The organism is Terracoccus luteus (genome assembly GCF_003635045.1).
Lineage (GTDB): Bacteria > Actinomycetota > Actinomycetes > Actinomycetales > Dermatophilaceae > Terracoccus > Terracoccus luteus.
This window is the reverse complement of record NZ_RBXT01000001.1, coordinates 1,330,140-1,345,591: the sequence shown is the minus strand read 5'-3', so window position 1 is coordinate 1,345,591 and position 15,452 is coordinate 1,330,140. Positions and strand designations below refer to the sequence as shown.

General features: G+C 73.1%; 14 protein-coding genes. 9 read left to right on the top strand and 5 right to left on the bottom strand.

Annotation, left to right across the window (positions count from 1 at the left end):
• Positions 1-92 precede the first annotated feature (92 nt).
• A complete protein-coding gene (locus DFJ68_RS06145) occupies positions 93-1,931 on the top strand; it encodes an AMP-dependent synthetase/ligase (protein ID WP_420823652.1) in 1,839 nt (612 codons plus the stop codon).
• A 24-nt stretch (positions 1,932-1,955) separates the two neighbouring features.
• Here the strand turns inward: DFJ68_RS06145 and DFJ68_RS06140 are convergent, their stop codons facing one another.
• Complete coding sequence (locus DFJ68_RS06140) at positions 1,956-3,425, bottom strand: hypothetical protein (RefSeq protein WP_121031901.1); 1,470 nt, start codon at positions 3,423-3,425, stop codon at positions 1,956-1,958.
• Positions 3,426-3,624: 199 nt separating this feature from the next.
• The gene (locus DFJ68_RS06135) at positions 3,625-4,026 is read right to left on the bottom strand and encodes a hypothetical protein (protein WP_121031899.1); all 402 of its coding nucleotides are present in this window, start codon (positions 4,024-4,026) and stop codon (positions 3,625-3,627) included.
• Between the two features lie 259 nt (positions 4,027-4,285).
• Here DFJ68_RS06135 and DFJ68_RS06130 point away from each other — a divergent pair, with 259 nt between their 5' ends.
• The 3 genes from DFJ68_RS06130 to DFJ68_RS06120 all read left to right on the top strand — a co-directional run bounded on the left by DFJ68_RS06130 (position 4,286) and on the right by DFJ68_RS06120 (position 7,344).
• Positions 4,286-5,164, top strand: a complete 879-nt coding sequence (locus DFJ68_RS06130) for a hypothetical protein (RefSeq protein WP_121031897.1) — start codon at positions 4,286-4,288, stop codon at positions 5,162-5,164.
• 93 nt (positions 5,165-5,257) lie between these two features.
• Positions 5,258-7,033 (top strand): DEDD exonuclease domain-containing protein, encoded by a 1,776-nt coding sequence (locus tag DFJ68_RS06125; protein WP_121031895.1) that lies wholly within the window; start codon positions 5,258-5,260, stop codon positions 7,031-7,033.
• Between the two features lie 26 nt (positions 7,034-7,059).
• On the top strand, positions 7,060-7,344 hold the full coding sequence (locus DFJ68_RS06120) for an Lrp/AsnC family transcriptional regulator (protein WP_121031893.1): 285 nt from the start codon (positions 7,060-7,062) through the stop codon (positions 7,342-7,344).
• A 34-nt stretch (positions 7,345-7,378) separates the two neighbouring features.
• On the opposite strand, the gene trpD is transcribed toward DFJ68_RS06120, so the two are convergent.
• Positions 7,379-8,449 (bottom strand): anthranilate phosphoribosyltransferase, encoded by a 1,071-nt coding sequence (gene trpD, locus DFJ68_RS06115; RefSeq protein ID WP_121035136.1) that lies wholly within the window; start codon positions 8,447-8,449, stop codon positions 7,379-7,381.
• Between the two features lie 96 nt (positions 8,450-8,545).
• Entirely contained in the window at positions 8,546-9,049 is a 504-nt protein-coding gene (locus DFJ68_RS06110; protein WP_121031891.1) for a response regulator transcription factor, read from the bottom strand.
• A gap of 229 nt (positions 9,050-9,278) precedes the next feature.
• Here DFJ68_RS06110 and ctaE point away from each other — a divergent pair, with 229 nt between their 5' ends.
• From ctaE to DFJ68_RS06085, 5 genes are all read left to right on the top strand, one after another.
• On the top strand, positions 9,279-9,941 hold the full coding sequence (ctaE, locus tag DFJ68_RS06105) for an aa3-type cytochrome oxidase subunit III (RefSeq protein ID WP_121031889.1): 663 nt from the start codon (positions 9,279-9,281) through the stop codon (positions 9,939-9,941).
• 106 nt (positions 9,942-10,047) lie between these two features.
• Positions 10,048-10,848, top strand: a complete 801-nt coding sequence (qcrC, locus tag DFJ68_RS06100; RefSeq protein WP_121031887.1) for a cytochrome bc1 complex diheme cytochrome c subunit — start codon at positions 10,048-10,050, stop codon at positions 10,846-10,848.
• Positions 10,845-11,951, top strand: coding sequence for a cytochrome bc1 complex Rieske iron-sulfur subunit (gene qcrA / locus DFJ68_RS06095; protein WP_121031885.1), 1,107 nt, complete (start codon positions 10,845-10,847; stop codon positions 11,949-11,951). Before qcrC ends, qcrA begins: the two co-directional genes overlap by 4 nt.
• The gene (qcrB, locus tag DFJ68_RS06090; protein ID WP_121031883.1) at positions 11,948-13,723 is read left to right on the top strand and encodes a cytochrome bc1 complex cytochrome b subunit; all 1,776 of its coding nucleotides are present in this window, start codon (positions 11,948-11,950) and stop codon (positions 13,721-13,723) included. The genes qcrA and qcrB overlap by 4 nt, the downstream gene beginning before the upstream one ends.
• Positions 13,724-13,958: 235 nt before the next feature.
• Entirely contained in the window at positions 13,959-14,576 is a 618-nt protein-coding gene (locus DFJ68_RS06085) for a phosphatase PAP2 family protein (RefSeq protein ID WP_121031881.1), read from the top strand.
• A gap of 40 nt (positions 14,577-14,616) precedes the next feature.
• On the opposite strand, the gene DFJ68_RS06080 is transcribed toward DFJ68_RS06085, so the two are convergent.
• Positions 14,617-15,360 (bottom strand): dienelactone hydrolase family protein, encoded by a 744-nt coding sequence (locus DFJ68_RS06080; RefSeq protein ID WP_121035135.1) that lies wholly within the window; start codon positions 15,358-15,360, stop codon positions 14,617-14,619.
• Positions 15,361-15,452 lie beyond the last annotated feature (92 nt).

Genomic DNA, 15,452 nt, shown 5'->3' with positions numbered 1-15,452 from the left:
GTGCGCAGCCGGGGCGGCCACGCCTGCCCCGCCACCCGCTCGACCACTACCGGGGCCCGCCGGACGGCCTCCGGCAGACCGAAGGAGTGCCCGTGAGAGACATGGTCGTCGACCCGCTGACCGTGCCGACGACCGAGGGGTCTCTCGCCGACCTCGTCGGGCGCAACGCGGCCGAGGCCGGGCCCGAGACCGCATTCTCGGTCCGCTCCACCTCGTCGGCCACCTCGTCGGCCACCTCGTCCGCCACCTCGTCGGGCGGCGCCGTGACGTGGCGCCCGGTGACGTGGGCCGAGTTCGACGAGCAGGTGCGCGCCGTCGCCAAGGGCCTGGTCGCCCTCGGCGTCGAGCCCGGTGACCGGGTCGGGATCATGAGCCGCACCCGCTACGAGTGGACGGTGCTCGACTTCGCGGCCTGGACCGCCGGCGCCGTCGTCGTGCCGATCTACGAGACCTCGTCGTCTGAGCAGGTGCTGTGGATCCTCGGTGACGCCGGGGTGCGCACCGTCGTCGTCGAGACCTCCGCCCACCGCGACGTCGTCGACACGGTGCGCGGCGAGGCGACCGACCTGCGCGACGTTCTCGTCGTCGACGAGGGCGCCCTCGACCGTCTCCGCGAGCTGGGCGCCGAGGTGGGCGACGACGACCTCGCCCGGCGGCTGGAGGGCATCGACCGTACGAGCCCGGCGACGATCATCTACACCTCCGGCACGACCGGGCGCCCGAAGGGGTGCGAGCTCACCCACGGCAACTTCCTCGACCTCACCGACAACGCGATCGGCAAGCTCGGCGACGTCGTGCTGTCCGACGGCGCGGCGACCCTGCTCTTCCTGCCCCTCGCCCACGTGTTCGCCCGGTTCATCGAGGTGCTCTGCGTGTCCGGGCGCGCCCGCATGGGCCACTCCGCCGACATCCGGACCCTGCTCGACGACTTCGCCGGTTTCCAGCCGACGTTCGTGCTGGCCGTCCCGCGCGTCTTCGAGAAGATCTACAACTCGGCCGAGGCCAAGGCGACGGCGGAGGGCAAGGGCCGCATCTTCTCCCGGGCCGCCGACGTCGCCGTGGCGTGGAGCGCCGCGCAGGACGAGGCCGGCCCCGGACTTGCGCTGCGGCTGCGGCACGCCGTCTTCGACCGCCTCGTCTACGCCAAGCTGCGCGCCGCGATGGGCGGCCGGGTGCGGTACGCCGTCTCGGGCGGAGCCCCGTTGGGCAGCCGCCTCGGCCACTTCTACCGCGGCATCGGCATCCTCATCCTCGAGGGCTACGGCCTCACCGAGACGACGGCCCCCGTCTGCGTCAACACCCCCGACCGGGTCAAGATCGGCACGGTGGGTCCGCCGCTGCCCGGCAGCGCGATCCGGATCGCCGACGACGGGGAGATCCTCGTCCGCGGCGTCGGCGTCTTCGGGGCGTACCACGGCAACGAGCAGGCGACGCGTGACGCGCTCGTCGACGGCTGGTTCCACTCCGGTGACCTCGGCAGCCTCGACGGTGACGGCTACCTGCGCATCACCGGTCGCAAGAAGGAGATCCTCGTGACGGCGGGCGGCAAGAACGTCGCGCCGGCCGTGCTCGAGGACCGCCTGCGCGCCCACCCGATCGTGTCGCAGTGCATCGTCGTGGGTGACCAGAAGCCCTTCATCGCCGCGCTCATCACCCTGGACGCCGAGATGTGGCCGTTGTGGGCCAAGAACCACGGGCTCGACGGGGTGTCGCTGGACGCCGCCCGCTCGCACCCGGCGGTGCAGGAGGCGTTGCAGGAGGCCGTCGACCACGCCAACCTCGCGGTGAGCAAGGCCGAGTCCATCCGCAAGTTCGCGGTGCTCGACGGCGACTTCACCGAGGACAACGGCTACCTCACCCCGTCGCTCAAGCTGAAGCGCAACGTCGTCATGCGTGACTTCGCCGACGACGTCGAGGCCCTCTTCGCCTGACCCGCGCGGCTCCGTGCTGCCGCGTCAGCGCGAGGGGGTGGATGCCGGGTCGGCCGGTCCCGCGAGCGCGCGCAGACGGGCGTCGGCGTCGGTCACCAGCTGTTCGGGCGTCGTCGACAGCTCGCTCACAAGGGCGGCGTCGAGGTCGTGGCCGCCGGCGACGGCGCGGTACAGGCGCACGACGCCGTCGAGGCCGCGGGGTCCGGCCGCCGCGGCTCGCACGACCGCGAGGGACCGGGCGTAGGCCTTCGGGAGGTCGCCCGACGACGGGTCGAAGTCGCGGTCGGCCGGAAGGGCGGTGACGCGGCCACCATCGTCGCCCGTCAGGGCCGGCGTCACCCCGACCCGGTCGGGCAGCCCCGCTCGACGGTAGGCGACGAGCTCGGCGAAGCCCTCGGACAGCCACAGCGGCACGGAGGCCGTGGTCGTGCGGCGCACGACGACGTGGGTCAGCTCGTGGGTGAGCACGACGTCGCGCCCGGCCGAGGTCAGGCCCGCCCAGACCGACGGCACGACGACGACCCGGTCGGCACCGGCGCCGACCCCCGGGTTGGAGGGCCCGTCCGTCACGGCGGCGACGTCGCGCAAGGGCCCACCCTGCGCGTCGGCCGACGTCTCGAGACCGCCGCGGCCGAGCAGCCGGGCCGCGTCCCCGTCGCGCGCGGGGAGCACGACGACCGCCGGGGCCGAGTCCCGCCACACCGAGGACACCGCCCCAAGGGCCGGCGCGACGCGGCCGGCGAGGTCGGTGAGCGTCGGACCCGCGGGTGCGACGACGAGCGAGCCGCCCGTGCGGGTGGCGACGACGCCGTCGAGGTCCCAGGGCTGCGGACGGTCGGAGGGCGACCACCCGACCACCTCGCCCGACGACCGGGCGTGGGCGGTCACGGTGGTCACGGTGGTCCCGGGAGCCTGACCCGGGCCGGAGACGCCGGTCGTGGCGCTCGGTGACGGCGTCGCCGGACGCCTGACCGTCAGGTCGAGGGTGAAGGTCCGGTCGGCGACGTCGATGCCGGTGAAGCGGTACGTGAAGGAGGCTCGGACCGTGCTGGTGTCGTGGTCGACACCGGTCGTGCCGGCCGCAGTCGGGACGGGCACGACCGACCGCAGCGACAAGTCGCCGACCCCCATGGAGCGCATCCGGTCGACGACCACCTCGGCGCGCCGACGGACCGCGCCCGGCTGCAGGAGCGCGAGCCACGGCGCCGTCGCCGCGGGCACGGTGCCGACGACCGTGGCCTGCACCCCCGCCGCCAGGTCGCGGACGAGGTCGGAGGCGCCGTCGCCCCCATCGGCGGGGTCGGGGACGGGGGTGAGGCTCGCGGTGGGTGGGCCCGAGGTGGGCGGGCCCGACGTGGCAGCCGTCGTGCCCGTGCCGGTCGTGACTGTCGTGACGGTCGTGCTCGACGCGACCGCGGCTCCCGGTGCAGCCGGCGCACCGACCGTCGGGCCCTCGCACGCGGCCGACCCGAGGACGAGTCCGGCACCGACCACCGTGGTGACGACCGCGGTGACGACGACCTCGAGCCAGCTCCGACCGGAACGGCGGCCCGCGCCTCGCCGACCCGCTCGCGGCGCGCGCCATGGTCGGGGTGGTCGGGGTGGTCGGGCTCGCCCCCTCCACCAGCGGGAGACAGGGCGGGCGTCCGGCATGGCGACATCGTGGCACGGGAGCCCGGTGCCACCCGCGCCGTCACATGGCCCGGCGCACCCCGTGGCCCGAGGGGGCGCCGTGACCGGTGTGACGGGGGTGGCCGGTGCGAGGGGTGAGCTCGGCCCGGGCGTGGTCGGCCGTCTCGTGGTCGACCAGCCCGGCACCGATGAGCACGGCGAGGGCACGCCGCTCGGCGCGGTCGAGGGGCACCGTGTCGGCCTCGTCCGGCACCGCGGACCGCTCGGGCACCCCACCGACGGGGGCCGCCGAGAGGGTCTCGGCCGGGCCGGCGGCGGTCAGGGGACGGCGCACCCGAGGGACCGGGACCGCGACAGGGGCACGGTCGGCAGCGTGGTGCGGCAACGCGGCGAACGCCGTCACCACGCAGTCGGCGCAGTGGACGTCGCGCACGGGGCAGGTCTGGCAGTCGACGATCATCATCAGGCTCACCTCTCTCTGTCGGTCTGTGTTCTGTGGTCCGTGTGGTCTGCACCGGTCTCGGCCGGCCGCCCGGACCGAGGACCGGCACCGGGCTGGCATCGGGCTGGTGCGGTGCTGCTGGTTCGGTGTCGACGACGCTAGACGCGGCCACCGACAACGGTCCCGAACGGTGGTGGCCCGGGCCGCGCTGCACGACAATGGCGCGACGCGGTGACCCACCTGCCGCCCCGCCTGCCGCCAGACCTGCTAGGAGGCACCCGTGCGCCCGCTCCCCCGCCCCACCGTCCGTCCGGCCCCCACCGCGACGGGTGCCGTCGCCGCCGCAGCGGCCCTCGCCCTCTGCCTGCTCGCGCCGGGCGCCAGGGCCGAGGCCGCCCCGCTCGACGGGCCGGCGACCGCCGGCCCGGCCACGACGGCATCCGCGACGACGACGACGGCGACGACGGCGACGACGACGACGACGGCGACGACGGCGACGACGACGACGACGACGACGGCGACGGCGACCCCGCTCGTGACGTGGTCGATGGACTCGTCGGGCGGGGTGGTCCGCGACGGCACGAGCGGACTCACCCTGGGCCTGCAGGGCCGCTGGACCCAGCTCGCGGGCGCGGTGGCGTTCGGCGCGGCAACCCCCAGCCTCGGCGTCTCCGACGACGGTGGCCGCCTCAGCCCCGGCACGGCCGACTTCGCCGTCGCCGTGACCATGACGACCGCGAGCGTGCCTCGCGGGCAGGGGTACTCGCCCAACGTCGTGCAGAAGGGGTTCGCCTCGAGCGGCGGCCAGTGGAAGCTCACCCTGCGTCCGACGAGCGGGGGCACCCGGGCCGCGTGCCGGTTCGAGGGGCGCTCGGGCAGCGTGCTCGTGCGCGACAGCGCGGGCGGTCGGCTCGACGACGGTCGCAGCCACGTCGTGGCGTGCTGGCGCGCCGGCGGGGTGCTCGGCGTCACCGTCGACGGGCGCTCGACGCAGCTGCGCCGCGACGTCGGGGCGATCTCGCCGCGCACCGCGACGACCGTGGCGAACAAGCGGGCGGATGCCGGTGCCGACGACCAGCTCGTCGGCTCGGTCGCGTGCGTGGCCATGGCCCTCGGGGCGGGCTCGCGCGACCTCGCCCTGTCGCGGGCCGGATGCTAGACCCACCCGTCGCACGGTCCGAGAGGGAGGTCACGCCCGACGGACCGACGTGCCTGACGGGCGTTGTCGGCGGGGGCCCCTACGGTCGGGGACATGCAGGCGATCCAGGCGACGTTCGACGACCTCGGCACCTCGTTGGCCGACGTCACGTTCGTCGTCGTGGACCTCGAGACCACCGGTGGCAGCCCCGAGCACTGCGGCATCACCGAGATCGGCGCCGTCAAGGTGCGCGGTGGTGTCGTGCTCGGCGAGTTCCAGACCCTCGTCAACCCCGCCGAGCCGATCCCGGCCTTCATCTCGGTGCTGACCGGCATCACCGACGCGATGGTCGCCGACGCCCCGCGCATCGAGGGCGCGGTGCCCGCCTTCCTCGAGTTCGCCGCCGGGTCGGTGCTCGTCGCCCACAACGCCGGCTTCGACATCGGCTTCCTCAAGGCGGCGACCGCCCGGGTCGGGGGCACGTGGCCGCGCTTCCGCGTCCTCGACACGCTGCACCTCGCCCGCCACCTCGTCACCCGCGACGAGTCGCCCAACCACAAGCTCGGCTCGCTCGCCCACGTCTTCAGCGCGCACACGACCCCCGACCACCGGGCCCTGCACGACGCCCGCGCCACCGTCGACGTCCTGCACGGCCTCATCGAGCGGGTCGGCAACCTCGGCGTGCACACCCTCGAGGAGCTGACGAGCTACACCTCGCGCGTGACGCCCGAGCAGCGCCGCAAGCGCGTGCTCGCCGAGCCGCTGCCGCACGCCCCGGGCGTCTACCTCTTCCGCGACGCCACCCGGCGGGTCCTCTACGTCGGGACGAGCCGCGACATCCGCACCCGGGTGCGCACGTACTTCACCGCCTCCGAGCAGCGCTCCCGCATGGCCGACATGGTGCGTCTCGCCCACGTCGTCGAGCCGATCGTGTGCCAGACCCCGCTCGAGGCGCAGGTGCGCGAGCTGCGCCTCATCGACGAGCACCAGCCGCGGTTCAACCGGCGCAGCAAGGACGGGCGCCGCACCGTCTGGGTCAAGCTGACCCGTGAGCGCTTCCCGCGCCTGTCCATCGTCAAGCACGTCCGCGACGACGGGGCACACCACATCGGGCCGTTCCGTTCGCGCGCCACGGCCCAGGCCGCCATCGACGCCGTGCACGAGGTCGTGCCGCTGCGGCAGTGCACGAAGACGCTCAGCCTCACCGGCTCGGGCAGCGCCTGCGCCCTCGCGGACCTCGGCCGCTGCGGCGCGCCGTGCACGGGGGCCCAGACGCAGAGCGAGTACGCCCTCGTCGTCGACCGGTGTGCCGCCCTCTTCAGCGGCAACGGCCGCGCCGACGCCGACCGGCTGCGCGCCCGCCTCGACGAGCTCGCCTCGCAGGAGCGCTTCGAGGACGCCGCCCGCGTCCGTGACCGCTTCGTGCAGCTCGTGCGCGGCGCCGCCCGGGCCCAGCGCGTCGCCCCGCTCGTCCGCTCCGCCGAGGTGGTCGCGGCCCGACCGCGGCCCGAGGGCGGGTGGGAGCTCGTCAGCGTGCGCCACGGCCGGCTCGCCGGCACCGCCGTCTCCCCGCGCGGCGCCGACCCCATGGTCTTCGTGCGCACCCTGCAGGCCACCGCCGAGGTCGTGCCGCCCGGCACCCCCGAGCGGCCCGCGGCCCTCGTCGAGGAGACCGAGATCCTGCTGCGCTGGCTCGAGGCGCCCGGGGTCCGCATCGTCGAGCTGGACGGGTCGTGGACCTGCCCGGTCGGCGGCGCCGGCTCGGTGCGGCACGAGCTCGAACCCGCGGTGGCGGCGGCCCGTGAGGTCGTCGGCTTCGACCGCGACGCTCCCGCCGTGGGCGCCGGAGACGGTGGCGGGCGTCGACCCGGGTGGCGCCGGGCCGGCTGACCGGCCCCACTCGATAGGGTGACCGCGTGATCACCGCCATCGTCATGATCAACTGCGAGGTCGACCGCATCCCCGAGGTCGCGGAGGCCGTCGCCGACATCCCGGCGGTGTCGGAGGTGTACTCGGTCACCGGCGACACCGACCTCATCGCCATGGTGCGCGTGCGCGCCCACGAGGAGTTCGCCGACGTCATCGCCGACCAGCTCAACAAGGTCGAGGGCATCGTCGGCACGTCGACGCACATCGCCTTCCGCACCTACTCCTCGCACGACCTCGAGGCGGCCTTCAGCCTCGGCCTCGAAGGCGACTGACCCGCTCGCCCCGACGGGTCGCCGTCAGCGGGGGTCAGCCGGCAGCGCGGGTGGCCCCGACCCAGCGGTCGACGAGCCGCAGCGCCGCCCCCGAGTCGACGGCCTCCTCGGCGTCGGTCATGCCGGCGCGGACGTCACGGTGCAGCTCGTCGGTGCCGGTGCCGGAGTCGGCGCGCGTCAGGGCGAGGGCGATGCCGGCGTTGAGCACGACGGCGTCGCGCACGGTGCCCCGCTCGCCCTCGAAGACCGACCGCACCACGCCCGCGTTGTGCGCCGCGTCGCCGCCACGCAGGTCCGAGACGGGGTGCAGCACGAGGCCGAGGCGCTCGGGGTCGAGGGTGTGCGCCGACACCGAGCCGTCGCGCACCCACCACACGCTCGTCGTCGTCGAGACGGTCACCTCGTCGAGCCCGTCGTCGCCCCGGAAGACGGCCGCGTCGCGGCCGCGGCGGGCGAAGACACCGGCGATGAGGGGCGCCATGCGGGCGTCGGCGCAGCCCACGGCCGCGTAGGTGGGCTGGGCCGGGTTGGTCAGCGGCCCGAGGAAGTTGAAGGCCGTGCCGATGCCGAGGTCGCGCCGGGGCACCGCCGTGTGCCGGAACGAGGGGTGGAAGGTCTGCGCGAAGCAGAACGTGATGCCCGCCTCCCCCACCACCTCGACCACCCGCTCCGGGGTCAGCGACAGGTCGACCCCGAGCGCCTCGAGCACGTCGGCCGAGCCCGACGACGACGAGGCCGCCCGGTTGCCGTGCTTGACGACCCGGATGCCGGTCGCCGCCACGACCATCGAGGCCATCGTCGAGATGTTGACGGTGTGGGCGCGGTCGCCACCGGTGCCGACGATGTCGAGGCTCGGCCCGGCCACCTCGATGCGGCGCGCGTGCGCGAGCATGCGGTCGGCCAGGCCCTGCATCTCCTCGACGCTCTCGCCCTTGGCGCGCAGCGCGACGAGGAAGCCGGCCACCTGGGCGGGCGACGCCTCGCCGGCCATGATGCGGTCCATGGCCCAGCCCGCGGCGTCGGCGTCGAGGTCACGACCGGCCAGCAGCTCGCTGAGGACGACCGGCCACGACGCCTCGGCCGCCGGGGCCTGGGCTGTCGTCACTGACGTGGTCGCGGTCGGGCTCGCGACGGCGTCGGTCGACGACGGGCCCGACGACGGCACGGGCCGTGGGGTCTGCGGGGTCGGTCCGGCCACGGCTCAGGCCGCGGGGACGGCCGCGCGCGCCAGCGTGGCCACCGCCGAGGTGAGGGCCACGGGGTCGATGGGGTGCGACACGGCGAGGTCCGCCTGCGACCACGCGGCGAGCCAGCTGTCCTGGGGGCGTCCGGTGAGCACGATGATCGCCGGGCAGTCGAAGATCTCGTTCTTCAGCTGCTTCGCGAGCCCGAGGCCGCCGACCTTCGCCGCCTCGCCGTCGAGCACGAGCAGGTCGAAGCCGCCCTTGTCGACCGCGGCCACGACGGCGTCGGCCGTCGCGCACTCGTGCCACCGCACGACCTCGACGTCCTTCGCCGGCCGACGACCGGCCGCTGCCCGCACCGCGTCGCGCGTCGTGACGTCGTCGCTGTAGAGCAGCACCGTCACCTTGTGCAGGGGGCGCGCACCCGGGCCGCCGGATGCCGTCGGGGCCGACGTCGTGGCCACCGTGGGGTCGACCGTCGGGTCGTGGGCCGTCACTGCACCGGCGTTCGCGTCGCTCATGCGCCTGATGCTATCGGGCGGCCCGTGACGGGCGTCGCGGGTCCCGAGGTAGGAGCGGGAGCCCGCCACCCGGCATCCTCGGACCCCCCTCGACAGGCCTACTACGGCGTGTCGTGAGTGAGCCGCGTCACGCGGGAGACCCCCCGACGTCACGGAACGGTCACGAGACCTCTACACGGCACGATCCGACGGGGGGTCGGTCGCGCCGCAGCACCCGGGTGTGGGAATAATGGGCAACGTGTCGACAGCATCCGCAGTTCCCCCCGCCGCAGTAGCGAACGCGACCTCTCACGGGCCCGCCACGCGACCCAACATGGTCGCCGTCGGCACCATCGTCTGGCTCTCGAGCGAGCTGATGTTCTTCGCCGGCGTCTTCGCCATCTACTTCCAGTTGCGCTCGGTGCGCGTCGACCTCTGGGGCGAGCAGACGGCCAAGCTCAACGTCACCTTCGCCGCCATCAACGCGACGGTGCTCGTCATCTCCTCCGTGTGGTGCCAGCTCGGTGTCTGGAAGGCCGAGCGCGGCCAGAAGGCCCGCACCGGCGGCCTGCTCAACCTCAAGGGCTGGGGCATGCGCGAGTGGTACGTGCTCACCTACCTCTTCGGCGCCTTCTTCATCGCCGGCCAGGTGCTCGAGTACGCCGAGCTCGTGCACGAGAACGTGACGCTCAGCTCCGACGCCTACGGCTCGATCTTCTACATGGCGACCGGCCTGCACGGCCTGCACGTGACGGGTGGCCTCATCGCCTTCCTGCTCATCATCGCCCGCACCTTCACGACGCGCCGCTACACGCACGCCAACGCCACCGGTGCCGTCGTCACCTCCTACTACTGGCACTTCGTCGACGTCGTGTGGATCGCGCTCTTCGCGACCATCTACATCCTCAAGTGACGCCAGCACCCACGGGCTGCGTGCGAGCGGCCGACCAGCAGCACCAGCGGTACCCGCACCACCTGAACGACCTCTCCGAGACCATGCCGACCGACAGGACGACACCGTGAAAGCCTTGGCCGCCCGCCGCCGACACCCAGCTGCGATCGCGGTGCTCATCCTGCTCGGCCTCCTCGTCACCGGGGGCGCGTACTCGTTCCTCGCGCCCAAGGACGCCCAGGCCGTCACGGTGACCGCCGACTCGGTGGCCCAGGGCAAGGACCTGTTCCTGTCCAACTGCGCGAGCTGCCACGGCGTCAACGCCCAGGGCGGGGCCTCCGGCCCGTCGCTCGCCGGTGTCGGTGCCGCGTCGGTCGACTTCCAGGTCGGCACCGGCCGCATGCCGCTGCCCGCCCCGGCCGTCCAGGCCCAGCGGAACAAGGTGAAGTTCGACGAGGAGCAGATCGCCGCCCTCGCCTCCTACGTCGCCTCCCTCGCCCCCGGCCCGGGCATCCCCGACGACGAGTACACGACCGTGCTCCAGCCCGGTGGCGAGAACGACGAGCGCATCGCCCGCGGCGGCGAGATCTTCCGCGTCAACTGCGCCATGTGCCACAACTTCGCCGGCGCCGGTGGCGCCCTGACGCGCGGCAAGTACGCGCCGTCGCTCAACGAGACGACCCCCACGCACATCTACGAGGCCATGGTCACCGGCCCGCAGTCCATGCCGGTGTTCAGCGACACGAACATCAGCCCCGAGTCGAAGCAGGACCTCATCTCGTACCTCAAGGCGGTCGACAACCAGACCAACGTCGGCGGCATGACGCTCGGCAACCTCGGCCCCGTCGCCGAGGGACTCTTCGCCTGGGTCTTCCTCCTCGGCATCCTCATCGCGTGCGCCGTGTGGCTCGGAAAGAAGGCAGCATGACCGACATCGACACCTCGCAGTCGGGTGCCGTCTCGGACGGCAACCCCGGCACGCCGGGCACCGACCTGGCCCGCCACGACGGCGCCCTGCCCGACCGGTTCGAGAACCCGGGCCTGCCGGCGCACGTGCACCGCGCCGCCGACGACGACCCCGCCGCGGCGAAGCGCGCCGAGAAGCAGGTGGCCACGCTCTTCGGCCTCTCGATGCTCGCGACGCTCGTCTTCCTCGTGGGCTACTTCGCCATCCGTGACGAGGCGACGTTCTACCTGCCCGGCGTCGGGCTGGCCAAGACCCAGAACGTCGTGCTCGGCCTCTCGCTCGGCTTCGCCCTCTTCTTCATCGGCATCGGCGCGGTCCACTGGGCCAAGACGCTGATGTCCGACGAGGAGATCGTCGAGGAGCGCCACCCGCAGCGCTCCGACGACCGTGCCCGCTCGGCCGCCGTCACGACGGTGCTCGACGGCGGCACGAACGCCCAGCTCGGTCGTCGCCCGCTCATCCTCTACTCGCTCGGCGGCGCGATGGGCCTGTTCGCCCTCCCGTTCGTGCTGCAGATCGCCGGCTCGCTCGGCCCCGTCGACGGGCCCGAAGAGCTCAAGCACACGATCTGGGACCTCGAGAACAACGACGGCAAGCCGATCCGGCTCATGCGTGACCCGGAGATGACCCCGATCAAGCTCGACGAGGTCACCAACGGCTCGGTCTTCCACGTGATGCCCGAGACCCTCCAGAAGTACATCGACGAGAACCACGGGGTCCTCGAGGCCAAGGCCAAGGCGGCGGTCATCCTCATCCGCCTCGACCCGAACGACATCAAGGTCGCCAAGGCGCGCGACTGGGGCGTCGACGGCGTCGTCGCCTACTCGAAGATCTGCACGCACGTCGGCTGCGCCGTAGGGCTGTACGAGCAGGGCACGCACCACCTGCTCTGCCCCTGCCACCAGTCGACCTTCGACCTGACCGAGGACTGCAAGGTCATCTTCGGCCCGGCCAGGCGGCCCCTGCCGCAGCTCAAGATCCAAGTCGACGACGCGGGCTACCTCGTCGCCCCCGAGGGGTTCCACGAGCCCGTCGGACCGAGTTTCTGGGAGCGTAAGCGATGAGCACGATCAACGAGGCCAGACCGGCCGACGCCCTTCGTGCCGGCGACCGTGAGGTCGAGGACCGTCGGGCGGAGCAACGCCCCCTCCCCGGCATCGCCGGCTGGGTCGACGACCGCACCGGCGGGGCCAAGGCCGTCTCGTACCTGCTGAAGAAGGTCTTTCCCGACCACTGGTCGTTCATGCTCGGCGAGATCGCGATGTACTCGATGATCATCTGCCTGCTGACCGGCGTGTTCCTCACGTTCTGGTACGTGCCGAGCGTGACCCCGGTCGTCTACGACGGCTCGTACGTCCCCCTGCAGGGCGTCACGGTCTCCGACGCGTACCGCAGCTCGCTCAACATCTCGTTCGACATCCGCGGTGGCCTCCTGATCCGTCAGATCCACCACTGGGGCGCGCTGATCTTCGTCGTCTCGGTCTTCGTGCACATGGCCCGCGTGTTCTTCACCGGCGCCTTCCGCAAGCCGCGCGAGATCAACTGGGTCTTCGGCACGCTGCTGTCGATGCTCGCCTGCATCGAGGGCTTCGCCGGCTACTCGCTCCCCGACGACCTGCTGTCGGGCACCGGTATCCGCGCCATGAACGGGTTCGTCCAGTCGATCCCCGTGGTCGGCACGTACGTCTCGTACTTCATCTTCGGTGGCGCGTTCCCGGGCGAGGCGATCATCCCGCGCCTGTACTCGGTGCACGTCCTGCTGCTGCCGGCCCTGCTCGTCGCTCTCTTCACCGCGCACATCGTGCTCGTCGCCGTGCACAAGCACACGCAGTACCCCGGCCCGGGCCGCACGAACAACAACGTCGTGGGCTACCCGCTCATGCCGGTGTACATGGCCAAGGCCGGTGGCTTCTTCTTCATCGTCTTCGGCGTCATCGCGCTCATCTCGGCCGTCGTGACGATCAACCCGATCTGGGCGTACGGGCCCTACGACCCGTCCCCCATCACCGCGGGCTCGCAGCCCGACTGGTACATGGGCTTCGCCGACGGCGCCCTGCGTCTGCTTCCGGGCTGGCTCGAGTTCGAGACGTTCGGCTTCACCTGGAGCATGAACATCTTCCCGGGTTCGATCGTGCTGCTGCCGCTCATGTGGGGCATCATCGGCGCCTACCCCTTCGTCGAGAACTTCGTGACGAAGGACAAGCGGGAGCACCACCTGCTCGACCGCCCGCGCAACGCGCCGACCCGCACCGCGATCGGCGTCGCCGGAATCACCGCCTACGCGGTCCTGCTCTTCGCCTCGGGCAACGACCTCATGGCGATCAAGCTGCACCTGTCGATCAACGACCTGACGCGCCTGTTCCAGACGCTGTTCTTCATCGGGCCGCCCATCGCCTTCTGGATCACGAAGCGCATCTGCCTCAGCCTGCAGCGCGCCGACAAGCAGAAGGTGCTGCACGGCCGCGAGACGGGCACCATCTGGCGCTACCCCGACGGCCGCTTCGAGGAGGTGCACGCCCCGCTCTCGGCGTTCGAGCGCTGGGACCTCGTGCAGCACGAGGCGCCCGAGCCCCTCGAGCTCACCTCGACGGTCGACGAGAACGGCGTGGCCCAGCCCGCCGCCCGCATCGAGCGCGTCCGGTCCAAGCTGTCGCACTTCTACTACAGCGACCGGGTGGCCCCGGCCACGCCGGCCGAGCTCGAGGCGGCTCACCACGAGCACGACCACGACGAGCCCGCCGGTCCGCTGGAGGAGATCCACGGTGTCGGCGAGGAGCAGGAGATCGAGTCCGGTGCCGGTCGTCGCGAGACGATCAAGGCCGACAAGCAGCTCTGAGCTGAGCGAGCAGCATGGCGAAGGCCGGTCCACCACGCGGTGGGCCGGCCTTCGCCGTACCGACGGACGTACCGACGCGGCACCCGTCCCTCGACCCGACGGGAAGCCGGGGCCGGGCGCGGGGCCCAGAGCCCGGTCTGGGGCGGACGTCCCTGCGCCCTCCCCCGGCGTCACCCCCCCGGATGCCGATGAGCACCCTGACGTCGCCCGGCTCCGGGCCGCGTCGCCCTCCCGGGTGGCCGACACGGTGTCACGGGTCGCCGATCCGGCGGTCGTCGTCACCGTCAGCACCGCGTTCGTCTCGGTGCGGGCGTCGGGCTCCCTGCCGGTGGGACTCGCGTGGGGCGCCCTGGCCGTGCTGTTCTGCGTCGGGCTGCCGTGGGTGGCGCTGTCGCTCATGCTGCGGCGCGGCGTCGTCACCGACCCTCACCTGCTCGTCCGCGAGCACCGCCGGCAGCCCCTGCTCGTGGCCGCGGGGTCGCTCGTCGTCGGGCTCGTCCTGCTGTCGGCCACCGGAGCCCCGCGCCCGGTCGTCGCCTACCTCTGCGGCATGCTGGCGGGCCTCGCCGTCATGACCGTCGTCACCGTGACCGTGAGCAAGGCGTCCTTCCACGCCGCCGTGGCCGCCGGTGCCGGGTCGACCGTCGCCGTCGAGCTCGGGGCCGACGCAAGCCGCTCGGCCGCGGTGGCCACGACCGTGGCGATCGGCGTGGTCATCGCCCTCACCGCCCTGGCGGTGCTGCTCGTCGGCTGGGCCCGTGTGCGCGCGGGGCGGCACTCGACCCCGCAGGTGCTGGTCGGTCTGCTCGTCGGCACGGCGGCCACGCTGGCCGTCTACCTGCCGCTGCGCTAGGCGCGGCGGCGCCGTCCCCTGCGGGGCCGGACCGCTACCGTCAGGCGTGCAGCCTCTCGTCGAAGAACGCGAGCACCCGGTCGACGGCCTCCTGCTGACGGTGCTCGGTGAGTGTCGAGTGCTGCCGCCCGGGGAACTCGACCCGGACGAAGTCGTCGCCCAGCTCACGGGTCAGGGTCTCGAAGCGCCGACCGACCGCGGCGTCCTCGGCGTAGCGCAGGCCGAGCACCTGACAGCCGCCAGCGGCACGGCGGCGCACGACCTCGAGGTCGTCCGAGGAGAGGTTCAGGTCGGCGGCTCGGCGGCGACCGATCGGGAAGGGCACGGAGGGCTGCGCGAGCACCGGGGCCGCGACGGAGTCGTCGACCATCATGGCCAGGGCGAAGCCGCCGGTGAAGCACATGCCGAGGGCGCCCACGCCCGGCCCGCCGAGCTCGGAGTGCAGCCCACGGGCGAGGCTGCGCAGCCAGGTCGCGACGGGGGACGTCACTCCGGTGCGCAGCTTGGTGAACTCGGCGCTGACGCACACCTGCCGCATCGTCTGCGCCACGTGCACCACGGTCGCCGGACGCTCGGGTGTGCCGAAGAGGTGCGGCATCACGACCGTGAAACCGGCTGCCACCACCTCCTCACCGAAGCCGATGACCGCGGGGGTCAGCCCGGGGATCTCGTGGATCAGCACCACCCCGGGGCCGGTGCCCTTGCGGTACGTCGGGTGGGTGGTCGCGGTGCCGTCGACCGGGGCGGTGTGCTCGCCGGCGGCCCAGCTCTCGAGGAGGCTCACCACCTCAGTATCGCCAGGTCGGGGGCCGATGGGGCCGCTACCGGCCCCCAGGGTGCCGGCCGGTCCGCTCGTCGGGACGACAGCCACCCCGG

Bases quoted from the DNA above. Each gene is read 5' to 3' on its own strand.
- DFJ68_RS06135 (WP_121031899.1), bottom strand. From the start codon at position 4,026: ATGATGATCGTCGACTGCCAGACCTGCCCCGTGCGCGACGTCCACTGC.
- DFJ68_RS06125 (WP_121031895.1), top strand. From the start codon at position 5,258: ATGCAGGCGATCCAGGCGACGTTCGACGACCTCGGCACCTCGTTGGCC.
- DFJ68_RS06110 (WP_121031891.1), bottom strand. From the start codon at position 9,049: ATGAGCGACGCGAACGCCGGTGCAGTGACGGCCCACGACCCGACGGTC.
- ctaE (WP_121031889.1), top strand. From the start codon at position 9,279: ATGGGCAACGTGTCGACAGCATCCGCAGTTCCCCCCGCCGCAGTAGCG.
- qcrA (WP_121031885.1), top strand. From the start codon at position 10,845: ATGACCGACATCGACACCTCGCAGTCGGGTGCCGTCTCGGACGGCAAC.
- qcrB (WP_121031883.1), top strand. From the start codon at position 11,948: ATGAGCACGATCAACGAGGCCAGACCGGCCGACGCCCTTCGTGCCGGC.